Source organism: Phytobacter sp., assembly GCF_059074235.1.
Map to the genome: position 1 here is coordinate 676322 of NZ_JCACPZ010000008.1, position 20270 is coordinate 696591.

The 20270-nt window shown below is 54.8% G+C and carries 18 protein-coding genes; 12 read left to right on the top strand and 6 right to left on the bottom strand.

Annotated elements, in window-relative coordinates; translation table 11 throughout:
* Window positions 1-31: 31 nt before the first annotated feature.
* On the top strand, window positions 32-805 hold the full coding sequence (gene srlR, locus AC5JPW_RS21075; RefSeq protein ID WP_494243027.1) for a glucitol operon DNA-binding transcriptional repressor SrlR: 774 nt from the start codon (window positions 32-34) through the stop codon (window positions 803-805).
* On the top strand, window positions 798-1760 hold the full coding sequence (gene gutQ, locus AC5JPW_RS21080; protein ID WP_494243028.1) for an arabinose-5-phosphate isomerase GutQ: 963 nt from the start codon (window positions 798-800) through the stop codon (window positions 1758-1760). Before srlR ends, gutQ begins: the two co-directional genes overlap by 8 nt.
* Here the strand turns inward: gutQ and norR are convergent.
* On the bottom strand, window positions 1757-3274 hold the full coding sequence (gene norR, locus AC5JPW_RS21085) for a nitric oxide reductase transcriptional regulator NorR (RefSeq protein WP_494243029.1): 1518 nt from the start codon (window positions 3272-3274) through the stop codon (window positions 1757-1759). The genes gutQ and norR overlap by 4 nt on opposite strands.
* A gap of 179 nt (window positions 3275-3453) precedes the next feature.
* Between norR and norV the strand changes: the two genes are divergently transcribed.
* Together norV and norW are read left to right on the top strand one after the other, a co-directional pair.
* A complete protein-coding gene (gene norV / locus AC5JPW_RS21090) occupies window positions 3454-4902 on the top strand; it encodes an anaerobic nitric oxide reductase flavorubredoxin (protein WP_494243030.1) in 1449 nt (482 codons plus the stop codon).
* Window positions 4899-6047, top strand: a complete 1149-nt coding sequence (norW, locus tag AC5JPW_RS21095; protein WP_494243031.1) for an NADH:flavorubredoxin reductase NorW — start codon at window positions 4899-4901, stop codon at window positions 6045-6047. Before norV ends, norW begins: the two co-directional genes overlap by 4 nt.
* Here the strand turns inward: norW and hypF are convergent.
* The 4 genes from hypF to AC5JPW_RS21115 all read right to left on the bottom strand — a co-directional run bounded on the left by hypF (window position 6013) and on the right by AC5JPW_RS21115 (window position 12265).
* On the bottom strand, window positions 6013-8247 hold the full coding sequence (gene hypF, locus AC5JPW_RS21100) for a carbamoyltransferase HypF (protein ID WP_494243032.1): 2235 nt from the start codon (window positions 8245-8247) through the stop codon (window positions 6013-6015). The two genes, norW and hypF, sit on opposite strands and share 35 nt — an antisense overlap.
* Window positions 8248-8251: 4 nt before the next feature.
* The gene (gene fdhF, locus AC5JPW_RS21105) at window positions 8252-10402 is read right to left on the bottom strand and encodes a formate dehydrogenase subunit alpha (protein ID WP_494243033.1); all 2151 of its coding nucleotides are present in this window, start codon (window positions 10400-10402) and stop codon (window positions 8252-8254) included.
* Window positions 10403-10560: 158 nt separating this feature from the next.
* Window positions 10561-11106 carry an electron transport protein HydN gene (hydN, locus tag AC5JPW_RS21110; RefSeq protein WP_494243034.1) on the bottom strand — a complete coding sequence of 182 codons (546 nt, stop codon included), beginning with the start codon at window positions 11104-11106 and terminating at the stop codon, window positions 10561-10563.
* A gap of 148 nt (window positions 11107-11254) precedes the next feature.
* Complete coding sequence (locus AC5JPW_RS21115; RefSeq protein ID WP_494243035.1) at window positions 11255-12265, bottom strand: LacI family DNA-binding transcriptional regulator; 1011 nt, start codon at window positions 12263-12265, stop codon at window positions 11255-11257.
* A gap of 254 nt (window positions 12266-12519) precedes the next feature.
* Between AC5JPW_RS21115 and ascF the strand changes: the two genes are divergently transcribed.
* From ascF to AC5JPW_RS21130, 3 genes are all read left to right on the top strand, one after another.
* Entirely contained in the window at window positions 12520-13965 is a 1446-nt protein-coding gene (ascF, locus tag AC5JPW_RS21120) for a PTS cellobiose/arbutin/salicin transporter subunit IIBC (protein WP_494243036.1), read from the top strand.
* A gap of 18 nt (window positions 13966-13983) precedes the next feature.
* The gene (locus tag AC5JPW_RS21125; protein WP_494243037.1) at window positions 13984-15408 is read left to right on the top strand and encodes a 6-phospho-beta-glucosidase; all 1425 of its coding nucleotides are present in this window, start codon (window positions 13984-13986) and stop codon (window positions 15406-15408) included.
* Between the two features lie 268 nt (window positions 15409-15676).
* Window positions 15677-15916 (top strand): SymE family type I addiction module toxin, encoded by a 240-nt coding sequence (locus AC5JPW_RS21130; protein ID WP_494243038.1) that lies wholly within the window; start codon window positions 15677-15679, stop codon window positions 15914-15916.
* Window positions 15917-15969: 53 nt separating this feature from the next.
* Here AC5JPW_RS21130 and hycI read toward each other — a convergent pair whose 3' ends face one another.
* Window positions 15970-16425 (bottom strand): hydrogenase maturation peptidase HycI, encoded by a 456-nt coding sequence (gene hycI / locus AC5JPW_RS21135; RefSeq protein ID WP_494243039.1) that lies wholly within the window; start codon window positions 16423-16425, stop codon window positions 15970-15972.
* Between the two features lie 221 nt (window positions 16426-16646).
* Here hycI and hypA point away from each other — a divergent pair, with 221 nt between their 5' ends.
* From hypA to hypE, 5 genes are read left to right on the top strand one after another with little or no spacing between them, the layout of a single operon-like run.
* On the top strand, window positions 16647-16994 hold the full coding sequence (gene hypA / locus AC5JPW_RS21140; RefSeq protein WP_494243040.1) for a hydrogenase maturation nickel metallochaperone HypA: 348 nt from the start codon (window positions 16647-16649) through the stop codon (window positions 16992-16994).
* Window positions 16995-16997: 3 nt separating this feature from the next.
* Window positions 16998-17870, top strand: coding sequence for a hydrogenase nickel incorporation protein HypB (hypB, locus tag AC5JPW_RS21145; RefSeq protein WP_494243041.1), 873 nt, complete (start codon window positions 16998-17000; stop codon window positions 17868-17870).
* The gene (locus AC5JPW_RS21150; protein ID WP_494243042.1) at window positions 17861-18133 is read left to right on the top strand and encodes a HypC/HybG/HupF family hydrogenase formation chaperone; all 273 of its coding nucleotides are present in this window, start codon (window positions 17861-17863) and stop codon (window positions 18131-18133) included. The genes hypB and AC5JPW_RS21150 overlap by 10 nt, the downstream gene beginning before the upstream one ends.
* Complete coding sequence (gene hypD / locus AC5JPW_RS21155) at window positions 18133-19254, top strand: hydrogenase formation protein HypD (protein ID WP_494243043.1); 1122 nt, start codon at window positions 18133-18135, stop codon at window positions 19252-19254. The genes AC5JPW_RS21150 and hypD overlap by 1 nt, the downstream gene beginning before the upstream one ends.
* Window positions 19251-20261, top strand: a complete 1011-nt coding sequence (gene hypE / locus AC5JPW_RS21160; RefSeq protein WP_494243044.1) for a hydrogenase expression/formation protein HypE — start codon at window positions 19251-19253, stop codon at window positions 20259-20261. The genes hypD and hypE overlap by 4 nt, the downstream gene beginning before the upstream one ends.
* Window positions 20262-20270: the final 9 nt, after the last annotated feature.

A 20270-nucleotide genomic window follows, 5' to 3' on the forward strand; every position in this document is an offset into this window, starting at 1 on the left:
TTTTGAAATTTAACGCGGGATAACAGCGCTTATGAAACCACGTCAGCGGCAGGCGGCTATTCTTGAGCATCTGCAAAAGCAGGGAAAATGCTCGGTTGAAGATCTGGCTGTGTTTTTTGACACCACCGGCACCACCATCCGTAAGGATTTGGTAGTGCTCGAGCACGCGGGCGCGGTCATTCGCACCTACGGCGGTGTTGTGCTCAGCAAAGATGAAACTGACCCGCCTATCGATCACAAAACGCTGATCAATACCCGGCAAAAAGGCGAGATTGCCCGCACGGCAGTCAGTTTTATTCAGGATGGAGACTCGCTTATCCTCGATGCAGGCAGCACGGTGCTGCAAATGGTACCGCTGCTCAGTCACTTCAATAACATCACGGTGATGACCAACAGCCTGCACATTGTTAACGCCCTTTCCGAACTGGATAACGAGCAAACCATCCTGATGCCTGGCGGCACCTTTCGGAAAAAATCAGCATCATTTCACGGCCAACTGGCGGAAAATGCCTTCGAACACTTCAGTTTCGACAAGCTGTTTATGGGCACCGATGGCATCGATTTAAACGCCGGTGTGACCACCTTTAATGAAGTGTTCAGCGTCAGCAAAGCCATGTGCAACGCGGCGCGGGAAGTGATCCTGATGGCAGACTCGTCCAAATTTGGCCGTAAAAGCCCGAACATTGTATGCAGTCTGGAAAGTGTCAATAAACTGATCACCGACGCCGGGATCCCGGCTGATTTTCGTGCCGCACTGGAAGCAAAAGGCATTGAGGTGATCGTTGCTGGAGAAGAAAATGAGTGAAATGTTACTGAATACCGCCCGTCAGACCTTGCTGCTTGAACTGCAGGAAGCCAGCCGTTTACCGGACCGCCTCGGCGAGGATTTTCTCACCGCCGCAAACGCCATCATCAACTGTCAGGGAAAAGTGATCGTTTCGGGTATCGGCAAATCCGGCCATATCGGCAAAAAGATTGCCGCCACACTTGCCAGTACCGGGACACCGTCGTTTTTTGTCCATGCCGCTGAAGCGCTGCATGGCGATCTTGGCATGATCGAAAGCCGCGACGTTTTGCTGTTTATCTCCTACTCCGGCTCAGCCAGAGAGCTGGAGTTGATCGTGCCACGCCTTGAAGAGCGCGGTGTTATTCTGCTCGCCATGACCGGCAAACCTCTCTCCCCACTGGCCCTGGCCGCCAAAGCCGTTCTCGATATTTCCGTGGAACGTGAAGCCTGCCCGATGCACCTCGCCCCGACGTCCAGCACCGTGAATACCCTGATGCTGGGTGATGCGCTGGCAATGGCCGTGATGCAGGCTCGCGGTTTTAATGAAGAAGATTTTGCCCGTTCACATCCGGCGGGTGCACTGGGCGCACGTTTGCTCAACCGGGTTCATCACCTGATGCGCAAAGAAGATGTACCGCACGTGCGCATTGATGCAACCGTGATGGATGCGATGCTGGAGCTGAGCCGCACCGGGCTGGGCATGGTCGCCATCTGCGATGATGCCGACCAGATAAAAGGCATTTTCTCCGATGGCGATTTACGTCGTTGGCTGGTTGCCGGGGGTATCCTGGCCGCTCCGGTGACGGAAGCGATGACCAAAGGTGGCATTACCCTGAATGCGGAAAGCCGCGCCATCGATGCTAAAGAGACACTGATGAAGCGCAAAATTGCCGCCGCGCCGGTCGTTGACGACAGCGGAAAACTGGTGGGTGCCATCAACCTGCAGGCGTTTTACCAGGCCGGGATTATCTAACCCTTCAGCCCCAGACGTTTCGCCAGCCGGTGCAGGTTGGCGACGTCCATTTCCAGTACCCGCGCACTCGCCGCCCAGTTCCGCTGATTTTGCACCAGCACCTGGCTGATAATGTCACGCTGAAAGGCATCCGTCGCTTCACGCAGGTTCGGCGTTTCCGGCAACGTTTTGACTGCCGCCGCCGTCACCAGCTCCGGCTCGTCGCTGAAGGCGAAATGCTGCATGTCCAGCACCACCTCATCACTGCTGCGCGTTCCGCGCGCCAGCACAATCGCACGATGAATCGCATGCTCCAGCTCACGCACGTTCCCCGGCCAGCGGTACGCCAGCAAATGCGCCCGCGCCCGTGGGCTGAGCACAACACGCCCCAGCCCCAGACGCAGCCGAACCTGCTCGCAGAAATAACCCGCCAGCAGCACTACATCTTCACCCCGCTCGCGAAGCGGTGGCACGAACAACGGGAACACGCTCAGGCGATGGAAGAGATCGGCGCGAAAACGCCCTTCGAGCACCTCTTCGCGCAGGTCGCGGTTGGTCGCCGCCAGTACACGCACGTCCACCCGCAGGCTACGGTCATCCCCGACGCGCTGAATATCGCCATACTGCAACACGCGCAGCAGCTTGGCCTGCAAGGCCAGCGACAGCTCGCCAATCTCGTCGAGAAACAGCGTGCCCTTGTCGGCCATTTCAAATTTACCGCTGCGGTGGCTGATGGCCCCGGTAAACGCCCCCTTCACGTGACCAAAGAGTTCACTTTCTGCCACGCTTTCGGGAAGTGCTGCACAGTTAAGGTAAACCAGCGCATCGGCGGCTCGCGGCGAGTTTTCATGAATCGCCTTAGCCACCAGCTCTTTACCGGTACCGGTCTCCCCGCTAATCAGCACGTTCAGGTCAGACGCAGCAACAATCTCAATCTCTTTTTTCAGTTGGGTCATGCCGTCGGAAAGCCCGATCATCTCCGTATGGGCGACCTGTTCAAACGCCGCCGGAAGACCGGGGGCCATGTTCTGGCTCTCAAGCTGCTCAATCAGCAGCGCATTATTGAGTGCTCCTGCCGCCAGCGCGGCAATCAGCCGTAGCTCTTCATCGCTGAAACTGTCGAACTGATCGGGCTCCATCCCATCGAGCGTCAGCGCACCGATCAGACTCTGCCCGGCGAACAGCGGCAGACCCACGCAGGCATGTACCTTCAGGCTCTCCTGACCGGGGATCAGACCGTCATAGGGGTCAGGCAGAGAACTGTCTGCCGGAAAGCGCACCACATCCCCGGCGCGGGCGATGGCCTCAAGCCGTGGGTGACCTTCAAGGGTGAAGCGGCGCCCCAGTACGTCCTGCGCCAGCCCGTCGATTGCCAGCGGAATAAACTGCCGTGACTCATAGCGCAGCAACGCCGACGCATCGCACTCCAGCACCTGACGCAGCGTGGTAATCAAACGCTGAAAACGGTCCGCATGACCAATCCCGCTCTGCAATTCAATGGCGATCCCCGCCAGCACATCGACTGAAAAACTCATCTTCGCCTCACTGTCAATTTGACAATGCATAGTGTCATATTGACCATAAAATAAATAGTCATTATGACTACCTCTGTCGGGTTATGAAAAATAAAAACAATAAATATCAACAAGATAAAAACTGGCACGCATCTTGATATAGCTAAGACAACTTATTTCATTCCGAACAGGTAATCAAAATGACTATTCATGTAAAAAATAACATTCACTGGGTTGGCCAACGTGACTGGGAAGTACGCGACTTTCATGGCACCGAGTACAAGACGCTGCGCGGCAGCAGCTACAACAGTTATTTGATCCGTGAAGGGAAAAACGTCCTCATCGACACCGTCGATCATAAATTCAGCCGTGAGTTCGTGCAGAACCTGCGCGCTGAGATCGATCTGAACAGCATCGACTACATCATTATTAACCATGCGGAAGAAGATCACGCGGGCGCCTTAACCGAGCTGATGTCTTACATCCCGAATACCCCGATCTACTGCACCACCAATGCCATCGACTCCATTAACGGCCATCACCATCATCCGGAGTGGAACTTCCATACCGTGAAAACCGGTGATTCACTGGATATCGGCAACGGCAAGCAGCTGATCTTTGTTGAAACCCCAATGCTGCACTGGCCAGACAGCATGATGACCTACATGACCGGCGACGCGGTGCTGTTCAGTAATGACGCCTTCGGTCAGCACTACTGCGACGAACGCCTGTTTAATGATGAAGTGGATCAGACTGAACTGTTCGAGCAGTGCCAGCGTTACTACGCCAACATCCTGACCCCGTTCAGCCGCCTGGTGACGCCAAAAATCACCGAAATCCTCGGCTTCAACCTGCCGGTAGACATGATTGCCACCTCTCACGGCGTGGTGTGGCGTGAAAACCCAACTCAGATTGTTGAGCTGTACCTGAAATGGGCGGCGGATTACCAGGAAGACCGCATCACCATTTTCTACGACACCATGTCCAACAACACCCGCATGATGGCGGATGCGATTGCCCAGGGCATCAATGAAGTTGACCCGAACGTGGCGGTGAAAATCTTCAACGTGGCGCGTAGCGACAAAAACGACATCCTGACCAACGTCTTCCGCTCTAAAGGCGTGCTGGTCGGCACTTCCACCATGAACAACGTGATGATGCCGAAAATCGCCGGGCTGGTAGAAGAGATGACCGGTCTGCGTTTTCGTAATAAACGCGCCAGCGCCTTTGGTTCTCACGGCTGGAGCGGCGGTGCTGTAGACCGCCTGTCCACTCGTCTGCAGGATGCCGGCTTTGAGATGTCCCTGAGCCTGAAAGCCAAATGGCGCCCGGATTTTGATGCACTGGAAGTCTGCCGCGAGCACGGTCGCGAAATTGCCCGTCAGTGGGCGCTCGCTCCGTTGCCGAGCCCGGTAAAAACCGCGCCAGTTGAGGAATCTGCGTGTACCTGTGCCGCCAAAGCCGCCGCTGACCTCGGTCCTTGCATGCAGTGCAGCGTCTGCCAGTGGATTTATGACCCGGCTACCGGTGAACCAATGCAGGATGTGGCACCTGGCACCCCGTGGAGTGAGGTCCCGGACAACTTCCTGTGCCCGGAATGTTCTCTCGGTAAAGACGTTTTCGACGCCCTGGCAACGGAGGCCGTATGAACGCAGGCATTGTGATTATCGGGTCGGGCTTTGCGGCCCGACAACTGGTAAAAAATATCCGTAAACAGGATGCCACCGTCCCCCTGACGCTTATCGCCAGCGACAGCATGGACGAATACAACAAGCCGGATCTGAGCCATGTGCTGAGTCTCGGTCAAATGGCAAGCCACCTCACCCGCCAGTCGGCGGGGGAGTTTGCCGAGCAGTTCAATCTGCGCCTCTTCCCGCACACCCGCATCACGTCAATGGACGTGCAGGCGAAAGTGGCGAAAAGCGCCGACAACAGCTGGCAGTACGACAAGCTGGTATTGGCCACCGGGGCACGAGCATTTGTGCCCCCGGTCGCAGGCAGTGAAATGATGTTTACCCTCAACAGTCAGCAGGAGTATCAGGCCTGCGAAACCCAACTTCGGGATGCAAACCGGGTGCTGATTGTCGGCGGCGGGTTGATCGGGACTGAACTGGCGATGGATTTTCGCCGGGCGGGTAAACAGGTCATTCTGGTCGATAACGCGGCGAGTATTCTCTCGTCGCTGATGCCGCCGGAAGTGAGCAGCCGCTTACAGCACTGCCTTTCTAAAATGGGCGTTCGTGTGCTGCTCAACACCCGTCTCGATGAGTTAAGCAAAACCCCATCGGGCATTACGGCAAGCTTTGAGGATGGCCTTGCACTGAACGTCGATGCCGTGGTCGCCGCTACCGGCCTGGTGCCGGAAACCGCACTGGCGTGCGAAGCGGGGGTCAAGGTTAACCGGGGCGTGGTCGTGGACAGCACACTGCAAACCAGTCAGCCTGGCATATACGCACTGGGTGATTGCGCGGAGATCAACGGTCAGTTGATGCCGTTCCTGCAGCCCATCCAGCTTTGTGCCATGTTCCTCGCGAAGCAACTGCTCGGGGTTAATTCGCCGCTCAATCTGCCAGCAATGCTGGTGAAAGTGAAAACGCCCGCCCTGCCGCTGCATCTTGCTGGTGAAAGTGCGCGACATGACCTGAACTGGCACATCACCACCGATGCCCAGGGCATGGTGGCAAAAGGGGTGGATGAGCAGCAGATCCTGCGGGCGTTTGTGGTCAGCGAAGATCACATGAAAACCGCCTTCGCACTGCTTAAAGCGCTGGCGACACCCGTGCCGCAGCAATAACCCCCTGCCCCAGGGCGATGGCCCCATCGCCTGCGGGAAGCCTCTCAGGGAACAGCAGCGTGAAATCCGCCAGGTAAAACGCCAGGCGGGATTTCAGCAGGCGGTTATGCAACACGCCGCCGCCGAATGCCAGAGTAGTAATGTGTCTTGCCTGCGCTTCTCTACGGGCAAGGCTGGCAAACCCCAGAGCCAGGGCATCATGAAACGCCCACGCCCGTGCTTCTGGTTCTGCCTGCCAGCCGAGCCATTGCGACCAGAAGGTGGCTACATCCAGCGTATTGTTGGTCAGCGGGATTGTCACCGGATGAGCCACGCCAGCGCAGCGCTGTGCCAGCGCTTCGAGCTGACATGCCGCTTCCCCTTCATAGCTCAGTTGTTCAGGTGCACACCCCAGTGCACAAGCGACCGCATCAAACAATCGCCCTGCGGAAGAGGCCAGTGGCGCATTCAGGTTACGTTCAACGGCGCGCGCCAGCAGCGGCCAGTTCTGGCGTTGAATAGCGTCAGTTTCAGAGTAGTGTTGCCAGTCAGGCACAAACGCCAGCATCTGAGCCAGCAAATTGCGCCACGGCTGTTTGGCTGCCAGGTCGCCACCCGGTAGCGCCACCGCAGGTAGCCCGCCCAAATGCTCCACTTCCCGGTAGTTCACGCGCAGACATTCTCCCCCCCACAGTGCGCCCTTCTCACCCATACCGATGCCGTCAAGCGCGAGGGCAATCACATCCCCCCCCTCAAGCGGCCAGCCGTGTTCAGCCAGGCATGCGGCAATATGGGCATGGTGATGAAGTACGCTCTCCATCGGGAACCCCATCCCACCAGCCCACTGAGCGGAAACATAGCCTGGGTGGGCGTCGGTTATCACCTTGTGCGGGGAAAAATCGTATATAGCCTGAAGCAGGCGTAACGCCTCCTGCCACTGCGTCTGAATGCCATCATCGCTTAAATCGCCAAGATGCTGGCTCAGCACCGCCTGCTCACCGCGCACCAGACAGAAGGTGTTTTTCATGTCTGCCCCAAGGCAAAGCAGAGGTGGAACCGCGTGAAAGCCAGGAGGCAGCGGAAGAGCGTCCGGTACGAAGCCCCGTGAACGGCGCAGCATTTCGCCGCTTTCCCGCATCACGGAATCGTCCAGTCGCTGCACGATATCGCGGTTATGCAGCAAAAAACCGTCGGCAATATCCGCAAGGTCATCCAGTGCCTGCTGATTGGTCAACGCAGGCGGCCTGCCGCTAAGATTGCCCGATGTCATCACCAGCGGGCGGTGCAGGTCCTGAGCCAACAGATGTTGTAACGGATTAGCGGGCAGCATCACCCCCACTTCATCGAGCCCTGGGGCAATCAGGGCGCAGAGTTCAGGCAATCTCTTTTTTGCCACCAGCACAATAGGGGCAGCAGGAGAAGCCAGCAGGCGCTGCGCCTCATCGCTCAGGCCAGCCGGTGACGGCAGCATCACCGCCAGCGGTTTGGCCGGGCGGTGCTTGCGCTCACGCAGCCGCGTCACAGCGTCAGGGTTTTGCGCATCACACACCAGATGAAACCCGCCAAGACCTTTGACCGCCACCACCCCACCAGCGTCTAAAAGTGCTATGGCAGCCTGCAATGCGGCTTCCCGGCTGAACGTTTGATCCTGACCTCGCCACTCAAGCTGTGGGCCACATTCCGGGCAGGCAACGGGTTGAGCGTGAAAACGTCTGTCTGCGGGATTGCGATACTCCGTTTCACAAGCCGGACACAGCGGAAAAGAGGCCATCGCCGTAAAGGGCCGGTCATACGGCATGGCGCGAATAATGGTAAAACGTGGGCCACAGTGGGTGCAGTTGATAAATGGATAACGATAGCGGCGTTCAGCCGGATTGTTCATTTCGGCCAGACAGGCCGGGCAGGTCGCTGCATCCGGCACAATCTGGGTGTTCATGCTGCCACCCGTACTGTGGCGAATGGTGAAGCTATCGGGCAATTCTATCCACGGGTACGTCGTGACCTGGGTACGGTCGATACGCGCCAGTGGCGGGCACTGCGCGTATAACAAAGAGAGAAAACGGTGTTCGTCACCCAGCAAACGCACCTCAACCCCTTGCGCATCATTGCAAACATCGCCTTTGAGATTGAGCTGCTGTGCCAGTTGCCAGACAAAGGGGCGGAAGCCCACCCCCTGCACTTTTCCATAAACGCGAATACACACGCCGTTTTTTGATGCCATAGAGTTATTGCAGCACTGCATTACGCAAGCGCGTCTTCATCTGCTGATAGGTGGTCTGAGTGTACTCTTCCGCCCACGGCTGATCGTTGATCGCACTCACCCGCACCGCGCAATACTTGGTTTCCGGCGTTTTCGAAATGGGGTCAAGGTTATCCTGCGTCAACTCATTACAGGCCCCAATCCACCACTGATAAGTCATGTAAACACAACCGACGTTAGTGCGCTCGTTGACGTCCGCACGAGTGATCACTTTGCCACGACGCGACTCCACCCACACCAGTTGCCGATCCTGAATACCGAGTGCAGCAGCATCGCGTGGATTAATCTGCATAAAGCCCGGCTCGTCGGCCAGAGTTTGCAGTGCCGCGCAGTTGCCGGTCATGGAGCGACAGGAGTAGTGACCCACTTCACGCACGGTGCTTAACACCAGCGGGAATTCATCATCCGGCACTTCGGCAGGTGCACGCCAGGGAGCAGCAAAAAGAAGCCCTTTGCCGTCGGGAGTGTCGAACTTGTTGTCTTTGTAGAGATAACGTGTGCCGGGGTGATCCAGCGTCGGACACGGCCACTGCACATGTCCCATGTCCCCCATTTTTTCGTACGTTACCCCGTAGAACAGCGGGCACAACTCACGCAGCTCATCCCAGATTTGCTGATTGTTGTCGTAGTGCATCGGGTAGCCCATCTCGGTAGCGATCAGGCTGATAATTTCCCAGTCGCGCTTGACGTCGTACATTGGTTCAATGGCTTTCTCAAAACGCTGAAAGCCGCGATCCGCGCAGGTAAAGACACCACCGTGCTCGCCCCATGAGGTGGCAGGTAGCAGCACATCAGCCTGCTCGGCGGTTTTGGTCATAAAGATGTCCTGCACGACCACAAAATCCAGCGCCTCAAAGCCTTTACGCACCAGACTCAGGTCAGCCTCCGTCTGCAACGGATCTTCGCCCATGATGTAATAGGCTTTCACTTTCCCTTCCAGTGCCAGGTGTGGCACCTCGGTAATGCGCACACCCACTTTGTCGTCCATCACCGCAGGATCAATGCCCCAGGCTTTAGCGAATTTTTCCCGTACCGCCGGGTCGACCACATCCTGGTAGCCAGGGAACTGGTTGGGAATGACGCCCATATCACAGGCACCCTGCACGTTGTTTTGCCCGCGAACCGGCCCGACGCCCACGTTTTCACGCCCCAGATTCCCGGTCAGCAGCGCCAGGCTGGAAAGCCCTTTCACCACATCCACCGCCTGCCCGAACTGGGTCACACCCATGCCCCACATAATGGTGGCGGTTGGTGCAGCAGCAAAAGTCCGCATCGCTTCACGCACCTGCTTCGCAGGTACCCCGGTCAGGTGCTCAACATCTTCAGGGGCGTAGTCCTTAACAATCTCACGGTAAGCATCGAGGCCAGTGGTAAAGCTGGCGACATAACGTTGATCATAGAGTTTCTCTTCAAGCAACACATGACCAAACGCATTAATGAGCGCCATATTGCAGCCGTTTTTAAGCTGAAGATGCTGGTCAGCAATACGTGCCGTTTCAATACGGCGGGGATCGCAGACGATGATCTTTGCCCCGTTTTGTTTTGCCTTGATAACCCGTCTGGCCACAATCGGGTGCGAGTCGGCGCAGTTGTAACCAAAGACGAGCAGGCAGCTGGAGTTTTCTATATCGCCGATGGAATTACTCATCGCCCCGTTACCGAGGGTTTGCTGTAAACCGGCAACCGACGGGCCGTGACAGACGCGAGCACAGCAATCCACGTTGTTGGTGTGCAGAACGCCACGGGCAAATTTTTGCATCACGAAGTTGGTTTCATTACCGGTACCCCGCGATGAGCCAGTGGTCATAATGGAACGGGGGCCGTATTTGGCTTTGATATCACCCAGCCGTTTTGCGGTGTAGCGAATAGCTTCATCCCAGGTGACCGGGGTCAGTTTTCCGCCACGTTCGTAGCGAATCATGGGTTGTGTCAGACGCGGGGTCAGCAATTTAGTGTCATTGAGAAAATCCCAACCGTAATAGCCTTTCAGGCACAGTTCATTCTGGTTGGTTTTTCCGTCGGCGGCTTCAGCGCGAATAATCTTGCCATTATCCACCACCAGTTTCAGTTTGCAGCCCGCGCCGCAATAGGGACATACGCTCGTAATTTTTTTCATCAGTAACAGACCTGTTAAAAGTGAAAGTTTTCCCCTAAATAATTCGAGTTGCAGGAAGGTGGCAAGTGAGCAAATCCCGATGAGCTTACTCAAGTAAGTCATTCGGGTGAGCGAACATAGCCCGTACATATGCAACTTGAAGAATGACGAGGATTTTTCTAGAACACCAGGGCAACTGCACCTTCAAGGGCAGTACGACGGCGTTTCTCAGCGGTCATTGTTTCCAGTACATTGCGGTCGACGCAGAGCAACGCATTTGTCGGACAGACTTCCATACAGGCAGGGCCGGCTTCGCGTTGATAACACAAATCGCATTTGTTGGCTTCGGCCTTTTGCCCAGACATAGGGAGGCCAATGCCGTTATCGCGTACAACAGGGCGAGTCACCACCTCCATCGCGCCATAAGGACAGGCCACCACGCAGGTTTTGCAGCCAATGCAGCGTTCCTGCATCACATGCACAAAACCTTTGTCACGGCTGATGGCACCATTCGGGCAGACGTTCGCGCAAGGCGCATCTTCACACTGACGGCACATTGTGGCCGTCGATACGTTGATGCCCCTGATGACATGAATACGGGGTAGAAAGGTTTGAGGAGTAAGGGCTGCACAATCCTGCTCTGCCTGATGAGAGACCGCGCAGGCCACTTCACAGGTACGGCAACCAATACATTTACTGGCATCCGCCATAATAAAACGGTTCATCGTCTTCTCCAGCAATGAGTTTCATCACGCCGGGATATACATATTCCATGCCAGAATGTAGTGCATTGTAATTTAAGGCTATTATTTCTGAGAGGTGCTTCAGCACGCTGTCATCGACAGAAGTGACGATGACAGCTGACGAGAATAATTAACGGGGAAAAGAAATGAGTGAATCACGCAACATTAACTCGCCCATAAAAGGTGGTCTGAATTTGAAGTCGCCTCCATCCAGCATAAAGACCAAACGCTCGATAGTTTCCTGAATCATTTCCGTTACCGGTATTTTGACGCTCGACAAAGCAGGTAAAACATAAGGTGCAATAGCAATATCATCGAAGCCAATGACGGAAACGTTTTCAGGCACCGGAATGCCTCTGTCATGTAATTTTTTAATCGCACCAATGGCCATGTCGTCATTACTGGCGACCAGTGCGGTAAAATGTTCACCGCGTGCCAGCAGCGTTTCCACGCCCATCGCACCGCTTTGTGGCGTCCATTTTCCTTCAATAATCAATTCGTTGCGTAGGGATATTTTTTTCTGTATCAGTGCATCTTTATAGCCAGAGAGGCGTTCGATCCCAGTTGGAGAATCGAGCGAGCCGGTAATAAAAGCGATATCCCGGTGTCCCATCTCAATTAATTTTGTCACTGCATTAAAGCTGGAGGCTTTTTGATCGCACCAGACACAATGACTGCTGTTATTATGCAAACGACGATTAAGCACCATTATTGGTTGCGAATGTTTTTTAACGATCGCGTCCATTTCTTCAACACTTAAAAAGCGTGGATAAATAATGATCGCGTCACATTTTAAGTCGAGCAAATATTGAATGGCATCACGTTCTTCTTCCGCACTATGTTTCCCGTCCGCCAGAATCAGCTGCCGACCCTGAGCTTCCGTCATACGTGCAGCGTGAAAAAGTAATTCGCTGAAGTAAACACCGTGGTACAGCGTGTTGGTAACCACCAGTCCAAGGGTTTGCGTCTTTTTGGTCGCCAGGTTACGCGCCAACAGATTTGGGCGATAGCCACTCTCTTCAATGGCCTCGAACACTCTGTCTTTAGTCTCCTGGCTAACATAGCCGTTGCCCGACAGCACGCGCGATACCGTTGCCTTCGACACCCCTGCCCGCTTCGCCACCTCAAACATTGTGGTCATGTAGCTTATCCGTCTGATTTCGATGCTTTGCAGTGTACTTCACCCTGATTCGAATGTCGTAACGCGAAAAGGGGCGACCAAAAATAATTGGCGATCATCATCACAAAATGAAAATAAGATCAAAATGTGATCTTGTTTACCTATATAAAACTCATCATGATTTTGTGGAACCGGTTTCCTATTTAGTGTTTCAGATGCGGTTGCAGAACGGCTTTCTGAAACCATACCTCATTGATAAAACAGGATATAACCCGATGTCGAAGAATTATGCGGCGCTGGCCAATGCAGTTGTCAGTGCGCTGGGCGGTGTGGAAAACGTAGCTGCCGTCACCCATTGCATGACGCGCCTGCGCTTCGTGGTGAAAGATGAAACCAAAATTGATAGTCCAGAGCTGAAGAGCATCAGCGGCGTCATGGGCGTCGTGCGTAACGAAAACCAGTGCCAGGTGATCATCGGCAATGCGGTGTCCCATGCATTTCGTGAAGTGGTTGCTTTGCTGCCAAACGATATGCAGCCCGCTCAGCCCGCAGGCAAGCAAAAGCTGACGCTCAAACGCATTGGCGCAGGGATCCTTGATGCACTGATCGGCACCATGTCACCGCTGATCCCGGCGATCATCGGTGGCTCGATGGTGAAATTGCTGGCGATGGTGCTGGAGATGTCCGGCGCACTGCCAAAAGGCTCGTCAACACTGACTATTCTGACAGTTATCGGCGACGGGGCCTTCTTCTTCCTGCCGCTGATGGTAGCCGCTTCTGCGGCCGTGAAATTCAAAACCAATATGTCGCTGGCGATTGCCATTGCCGGTGTGCTGGTGCACCCAAGCTTTATCGACCTGATGGCAAAAGCGGCTCAGGGCGAGCATGTGGAATTCGCGCTGGTGCCGGTGACGGCGGTGAAATACACCTACACCGTGATCCCGGCGCTGGTGATGACCTGGTGCCTGTCATATATCGAACGTTGGGTGGATATCATCACTCCGGCAGTGACCAAAAACTTCCTCAAACCAATGCTGATTGTGCTGATTGCCGCACCGCTGGCCATCGTGCTGATTGGGCCACTGGGCATCTGGATCGGTAGCGGGATTTCCTCTCTGGTCTACACCATTCACGGCTATCTGGGCTGGTTATCCGTCGCCATCATGGGTGCGTTGTGGCCGCTGCTGGTCATGACCGGGATGCACCGTGTGTTTACGCCAACCATCATCCAGACCATCGCCGAAACAGGCAAAGAAGGTATGGTGATGCCATCTGAAATCGGCGCGAACCTGTCGCTGGGCGGCTCTTCTCTGGCAGTCGCCTGGAAAACCAAAAACCCGGAACTGCGTCAGACGGCACTGGCCGCCGCCGCGTCTGCTATCCTTGCTGGCATCTCAGAGCCGGCACTGTACGGTGTGGCGGTAAGACTGAAACGCCCGCTGATTGCGAGCCTGATAAGCGGCTTTATCTGCGGTGCAATAGCCGGTATCGCCGGACTTGCCAGCCACTCAATGGCTGCACCGGGACTCTTCACCAGCGTCCAGTTCTTTGACCCGGCAAACCCGATGACCATCGTCTGGGTGTTCGGTGTGATGGCCCTGGCGGTGGTGCTCTCCTTTGTTCTGACGCTGCTTCTCGGATTCGAAGATATTCCGGTTGAAGATGTCGCGCAGAAACCGCAGACGAAAACGTCTGCCCCAGTTCAAGAAGCACGAGCCTGAATACGAGCGAGGTAACGCATGTCAGTCTTTCCGAAAGGATTTTTATGGGGCGGTGCCATTGCCGCCAACCAGTCCGAAGGGGCATATCTGGAGGGGGGTAAAGGGTTAACGACCGTCGATATGATCCCGCACGGGGTCAATCGTCTGCCCGTTAAACTCGGCCAGGAAAAGCGCTTCACGCTGCGCGAAGATGAATATTACCCGAGCCACCAGGCGATTGATTTCTATCATCGCTACAAAGAAGATATCGCCCTGATGGCGGAGATGGGATTTGGCGTGTTTCGAACCTCCATTGCCTGGAGCCGCCTCTACCCGAACGGTGACGAATTAACGCCAAATGCCGAAGGTATCGCCTTCTATCGCGATATGTTTGCCGAATGCAAAAAGTACAACATCGAGCCGCTGGTCACGCTGTGCCACTTCGACGTGCCGATGCATCTGGTGACCGAATACGGTTCCTGGCGCAACCGCAAAATGGTGGAGTTCTTCACCCGCTATGCGCGCACCTGTTTTGAAGCATTCGACGGGCTGGTGAAATACTGGCTGACCTTCAATGAAATCAACATCATGCTGCACAGTCCGTTCTCGGGTGCCGGGCTGGTGTTTGAAGAGGGTGAAAACCAGGATCAGGTGAAATACCAGGCCGCACACCATGAGCTGATTGCCAGCGCGCTGGCGACCAAAATTGCCCATGAAGTAAATCCGCAAAACCAGGTTGGTTGCATGCTGGCGGGCGGTAATTTCTACCCTTATTCGTGCAAACCTGAAGACGTGTGGACGGCGCTGGAAAAGGACCGTGAGAACCTGTTCTTTATTGATGTGCAGGCCCGTGGCACTTACCCGGCCTATGCGGCGCGCGTGTTCCGTGAAAAAGGTGTCAGCATTGTCAAAGAAGCCGGCGACGATGAGATCCTGAAAAACACCGTCGATTTTGTCTCCTTTAGCTATTACGCCTCACGCTGTGCATCAGCGGAAATGAATCAGTTGAATACCTCGGCTGCCAATATCGTCAAATCATTGCGTAACCCGCATGTGCAAGTGAGCGAGTGGGGCTGGGGTATTGACCCGCTGGGTCTGCGTATCACCATGAACATGATGTATGACCGTTACCAGAAGCCGCTGTTCCTCGTAGAAAACGGTCTGGGCGCGAAAGACGAGTTCAATGCAGAAGGGGAAATCGAAGACGATTACCGTATCAGCTATTTGCGTGAGCACATCCGCGCAATGGGTGATGCCATTGAAGACGGCATCCCGGTGATGGGCTACACCAGTTGGGGCTGCATCGATCTGGTCGCGGCCTCCACCGGCGAAATGAGCAAACGCTACGGCTTTATCTACGTAGACCGGGATGATGCCGGTAACGGAACGCTTGAGCGTAAACGTAAGAAATCCTTCTGGTGGTATAAAAAAGTTATCGCCAGCAATGGTGCCGATTTGGACTAGTTAGCCTGTTCATTTGCCCTCTTCTTTCTTTTGCACTGGAGGGGGCATTTTCCGCACTTCCCCTCTGTAAACTGTTTGTTCTTAACGTTGTAAATTTTCCCGAATATTTCCTGTTACAGACGTTGCATCGATATTGCTGAAGCTGCCTTCCATTTTTCAATTTTTCCCCTTCAATCATAACTGTAATTATATACAGTAATACTACTAAAAAATGATTGGCAGGTCCTTTCTTCTGGCTCCTGTCAGTAATGAACATAAGGAGTGAAATATGGTCAGGGAGAACGTTGCGTCCGGGCACGCTATTGCCAAAGCATTGCGCCATTTAAAAGTCGGCTATGTCAGAAAGCGGCATGAAGATCCTAAGACACTGCGCGCCACGCATTTTAGTCGTCACGCTTCGCTCAATTTAACCGGGGACTGGCTGCAACAGGCCGGTTTTCCAACCGGGACAGCGGTCAAAGTGTCGATCACTCATGGACAATTAATTATTGAACTGGCGAATCAATAATGGAGAGAATCAATCTGCGTTTTACCCGGCGTTTCTGTTCGCCGGGGAACCGTTCAGAGACGCTCAAATCCACCGTTGTTCTGCCAGTCAGCAAGACGTGCATAGACGGTTTCCACCGCGTCTTTTACTGGCGGCGTCATCGGGTAATAAAACCCAACGATATCGGGCTGAATGCCGAGAAAAATCACGTCCCCTACATCTTCTTTCAACTGGTCGATAAGATAGTTGAGCGGCATATTATGCGTGGTCATAAGGAACATCTCAGCGATGTCATCCGGGTCAACGATGCGGATCTCACCGGGGTTGAGCCCCATGTCCGTAGCATCCACCACCAGCAATCGGTTCGGGTGCATTGCGCGAATCGCCACTACTTCGGTTTCTGGCGCGCTGCCACCGTCAATCACTTGCCAGCGTCCGGGAGGGTTTGCCGCACACATTTCTGCCAGCAACGGGCCTGCGCCGTCATCACCCATCATGCTGTTACCCACACAAAGCAATACGTCAGTCACGTTATCTCCTCGCCTCTTAAGTGGCATTGCACGCGTTGGACGTTAACCCTGTCATTTTTGACGACAGGGGCGTCATTTTCGTCACCGGCCTTAGGCGCAGGACATTCAACGGCGGCCATTTTGCCGGAAAACAATGCGTTAACGCCTTGATCCGCACCGCATTAATGCGAATAAGCCTGGCACTGTTATTGCAACACGCGCCTGATAGATGAGGAGGCAGTATGCATGAAATTACGCTGTGCCAGCGGGCGCTGGAAATCATTGAGCAACAGGCTGCACAACATGCTGCCCGACGAATCACTGAGGTCTGGATCAAAGTTGGCGCATTTTCCTGTGTGGAACCTGCGGCATTAACGTTTTGTTTTGATCTGGTCTGCCGCGGCACCCTCGCCGAGGGATGTACACTGCACATCGAAGAACAACAGGCGGAGTGCTGGTGCGAAACATGCCAGCAATACGTGACATTACTGAGCCAGCAGGTGCGCCGCTGCCCAATATGCAGCAGCGACACCCTGCAGATCGTCGCTGATGACGGCATGCAGATCCAACGGCTGGAAATTGAGGAGTGAGCAATGTGTACAACCTGTGGTTGTCAGGACGGCAATCTCTACATTGAAGGGGATGAGCATAACCCGCATTCCGCGTTTCGCAGCGCACCGTTTTCGCCTGCGAGTCGCCCTGCCATCAATATTACGGGTATCAGGACGGAGACTTTCAAACCGACCTCGCTTGAACAAGGCGATTTACATTATGGGTATGGCGAGGCTGGCACCCATGCCCCCGGCATGAGCCAACGTCGAATGCTTGAGGTGGAAATCAATGTCCTTGATAAAAACAACCAGATAGCCGCCCGCAACCGTACGCGTTTTGCGCAAAAACACCAGTTGGTGCTGAACCTGGTCTCCAGTCCCGGGTCGGGCAAAACCACGCTGTTAACAGAAACCTTAACGCGCCTGAACGCCCTGGTACCCTGTGCAGTGATTGAAGGCGATCAGCAGACCGTCAATGATGCGGCTCGTATCCGTGAGACCGGTACTCCGGCCATTCAGGTCAATACCGGCAAGGGCTGTCATTTAGACGCACAAATGATCGCCGATGCCGCACCGCGTCTGCCACTGGCTGACAACGGCATTCTGTTTATCGAAAACGTTGGCAACCTGGTCTGCCCGGCCAGTTTTGATCTCGGCGAACGCCATAAGGTCGCGGTACTCTCGGTCACTGAAGGAGAAGACAAACCGCTGAAATATCCGCATATGTTCGCTGCGGCCTCTCTCATGTTGCTTAACAAAATTGACCTGCTGCCATACCTCACGTTCGATGTCGACAAATGTCTCGCTTATGCCCGTGAAGTGAACCCGGACATCGAGGTAATTATGATTTCCGCCACCCGCGGAGAAGGTATGGACACCTGGCTTAACTGGCTGGAGACAGAACGATGTGCATAGGCGTTCCGGGGCAAATTAGCGCCATTGACGGTCATCAGGCAAAAGTGGATGTCTGCGGAATTCAACGCGACGTCGATTTAACATTGGTGGGCAGTGTGGATGAATCAGGGCACTCGCGCCTTGGGCAGTGGGTACTGGTGCATGTGGGGTTCGCCATGAGTGTCATTAATGAAGAGGAAGCCAGAGATACGCTGGCCGCCCTGCAGAACATGTACGATGTCGAACCGGACGTTGGCGCCCTGCTTTTTGGTGAGGAGCGATAATGCGTTTTGTTGATGAATATCGTGCCCCTGAGCAGGTAATGCAACTGATTGCCCATCTGAATGAACGGGCCAGGCTCCTGAGCTATAACGCGAAAAAGCCGCTGCGTGTCATGGAAGTCTGCGGAGGCCACACCCACGCTATTTTTAAATTCGGGCTCGATCAACTTCTGCCGGAAAACATTGAGTTTATCCACGGGCCAGGCTGCCCGGTCTGCGTCTTACCTATGGGGCGAATCGATACCTGTGTGGAGATTGCCAGCCACCCGGACGTTATCTTCTGTACCTTCGGAGATGCGATGCGCGTGCCGGGAAAAAATGGCTCGTTATTGCAGGCGAAAGCCCGGGGGGCGGATGTACGTATCGTCTATTCGCCGCTCGATGCCCTCACCCTCGCGCAGCAGAACCCGCAGCGTAAAGTGGTCTTTTTTGGCCTCGGCTTTGAAACCACCATGCCTGCGACTGCTATTACGCTACAACAGGCAAAGCTGCATGATGTGAGTAATTTTTTCTTTTTTTGCCAGCATATTACGCTCATTCCAACTCTGCGCAGCCTGCTGGAAGAGCCAGACAATGGCATTGATGCGCTCCTGGCTCCGGGCCATGTCAGTATGGTCATCGGTACCGATGCCTATGGTTTTATCGCCGACGAGCATCATCGCCCGCTAGTGGTTGCCGGGTTCGAGCCACTGGATCTGTTACAGGGCGTAATTATGCTGGTGGAGCAAAAAATCGCAGCCCGCCATCAGATTGAAAACCAGTACCGCCGCGTGGTGCCGGATGAAGGCAACCGACTGGCGCAGGCGGCTATTGCCGATGTCTTTGAAGTACAGGGCAACAGCGAATGGCGCGGTCTGGGCATGATTGATGATTCGGGTGTGCGCTTAACCGCCCCCTATCAACGATTTGATGCAGAAGCCCATTTCAAGCCCGCACCGCAACAGACCTGTGACGATCCTCGGGCACGCTGCGGTGAAGTGCTCACCGGCAAGTGTAAGCCACACCAGTGCCCCCTTTTTGGCAACACGTGTAACCCACAAACCGCCTTCGGCGCACTGATGGTCTCCTCTGAAGGAGCCTGCGCCGCCTGGTATCAATATCGTGCTCAGGAGTGCGAAGTATGAAAGAAGTACAACTGGCGCACGGTAGTGGCGGTCAGGCGATGCAGCAACTGATCAATCAGCTTTTTATGGAAGCCTTTGCCAACCCATGGCTGAATGAACAGGAAGATCAGGCACGTATTGATCTCGCCACCCTCACCGCCAGCGGTGACCGACTGGCCTTTTCAACGGACAGCTATGTCATCGATCCGCTGTTTTTCCCCGGCGGAGACATTGGCAAACTTTCTGTTTGCGGTACAGCGAATGACATTGCCGTGAGCGGTGCCGTTCCGCGTTATCTCTCCTGCGGATTTATTCTTGAAGAAGGTCTGCCTATGGAGACGCTACAGGCCGTCGTTTCCAGCATGGCGGAGACGGCTCGCCGTGCAAACATTGCCATTGTCACCGGCGACACCAAAGTGGTGCAGCGTGGGGCTGCGGATAAACTCTTCATCAATACTGCCGGACTGGGTGCGATTCCAGCTGACATTCACTGGGGAGCGAGCACGCTTGAACCCGGCGATGTACTGCTGGTGAGCGGCACCCTGGGTGACCACGGTGCAACCATTCTGAACCTGCGTGAACAACTGGGGCTCGACGGTGAACTGGCCAGTGATTGTGCTGTGTTAACCCCTCTCATTCAGACGCTTCGGGATGTGCCCGGCGTAAAAGCATTGCGTGATGCAACTCGTGGAGGTGTTAACGCTGTGGCTCACGAATTTGCGGCTTCCTGCGGGTTTGGCATTGAACTTAGCGAACGGGATCTGCCACTAAAGCAGGCGGTACGTGGCGTCTGCGAATTGTTGGGTCTGGAGGCGCTAAATTTTGCCAATGAGGGAAAACTGGTCATCGCCGTACAACGCCAGTCAGCCGAACGCGTGCTGGCTCAGTTGCGGACACACCCGCTCGGTCAGGATGCCGCAATCATTGGCGAAGTCGTTGAACGCAAAGGGGTACGGCTGGCGGGCTTATACGGTGTAAAACGCATTCTGGATCTCCCTCACGCCGAGCCTCTACCCCGTATTTGTTAATTTCGTGTC

Excerpts from the sequence above, each read along its gene's own strand:
- hypB (WP_494243041.1), top strand. The coding sequence starts at position 16,998 with ATGTGTACAACCTGTGGTTGTCAGGACGGCAATCTCTACATTGAAGGG.
- fdhF (WP_494243033.1), bottom strand. The coding sequence starts at position 10,402 with ATGAAAAAAATTACGAGCGTATGTCCCTATTGCGGCGCGGGCTGCAAA.
- norV (WP_494243030.1), top strand. The coding sequence starts at position 3,454 with ATGACTATTCATGTAAAAAATAACATTCACTGGGTTGGCCAACGTGAC.
- norW (WP_494243031.1), top strand. The coding sequence starts at position 4,899 with ATGAACGCAGGCATTGTGATTATCGGGTCGGGCTTTGCGGCCCGACAA.
- srlR (WP_494243027.1), top strand. The coding sequence starts at position 32 with ATGAAACCACGTCAGCGGCAGGCGGCTATTCTTGAGCATCTGCAAAAG.
- AC5JPW_RS21125 (WP_494243037.1), top strand. The coding sequence starts at position 13,984 with ATGTCAGTCTTTCCGAAAGGATTTTTATGGGGCGGTGCCATTGCCGCC.
- AC5JPW_RS21115 (WP_494243035.1), bottom strand. The coding sequence starts at position 12,265 with ATGACCACAATGTTTGAGGTGGCGAAGCGGGCAGGGGTGTCGAAGGCA.
- hypD (WP_494243043.1), top strand. The coding sequence starts at position 18,133 with ATGCGTTTTGTTGATGAATATCGTGCCCCTGAGCAGGTAATGCAACTG.
- hypE (WP_494243044.1), top strand. The coding sequence starts at position 19,251 with ATGAAAGAAGTACAACTGGCGCACGGTAGTGGCGGTCAGGCGATGCAG.
- ascF (WP_494243036.1), top strand. The coding sequence starts at position 12,520 with ATGTCGAAGAATTATGCGGCGCTGGCCAATGCAGTTGTCAGTGCGCTG.
- gutQ (WP_494243028.1), top strand. The coding sequence starts at position 798 with ATGAGTGAAATGTTACTGAATACCGCCCGTCAGACCTTGCTGCTTGAA.
- hydN (WP_494243034.1), bottom strand. The coding sequence starts at position 11,106 with ATGAACCGTTTTATTATGGCGGATGCCAGTAAATGTATTGGTTGCCGT.
- norR (WP_494243029.1), bottom strand. The coding sequence starts at position 3,274 with ATGAGTTTTTCAGTCGATGTGCTGGCGGGGATCGCCATTGAATTGCAG.
- AC5JPW_RS21130 (WP_494243038.1), top strand. The coding sequence starts at position 15,677 with ATGGTCAGGGAGAACGTTGCGTCCGGGCACGCTATTGCCAAAGCATTG.
- AC5JPW_RS21150 (WP_494243042.1), top strand. The coding sequence starts at position 17,861 with ATGTGCATAGGCGTTCCGGGGCAAATTAGCGCCATTGACGGTCATCAG.
- hypA (WP_494243040.1), top strand. The coding sequence starts at position 16,647 with ATGCATGAAATTACGCTGTGCCAGCGGGCGCTGGAAATCATTGAGCAA.
- hypF (WP_494243032.1), bottom strand. The coding sequence starts at position 8,247 with ATGGCATCAAAAAACGGCGTGTGTATTCGCGTTTATGGAAAAGTGCAG.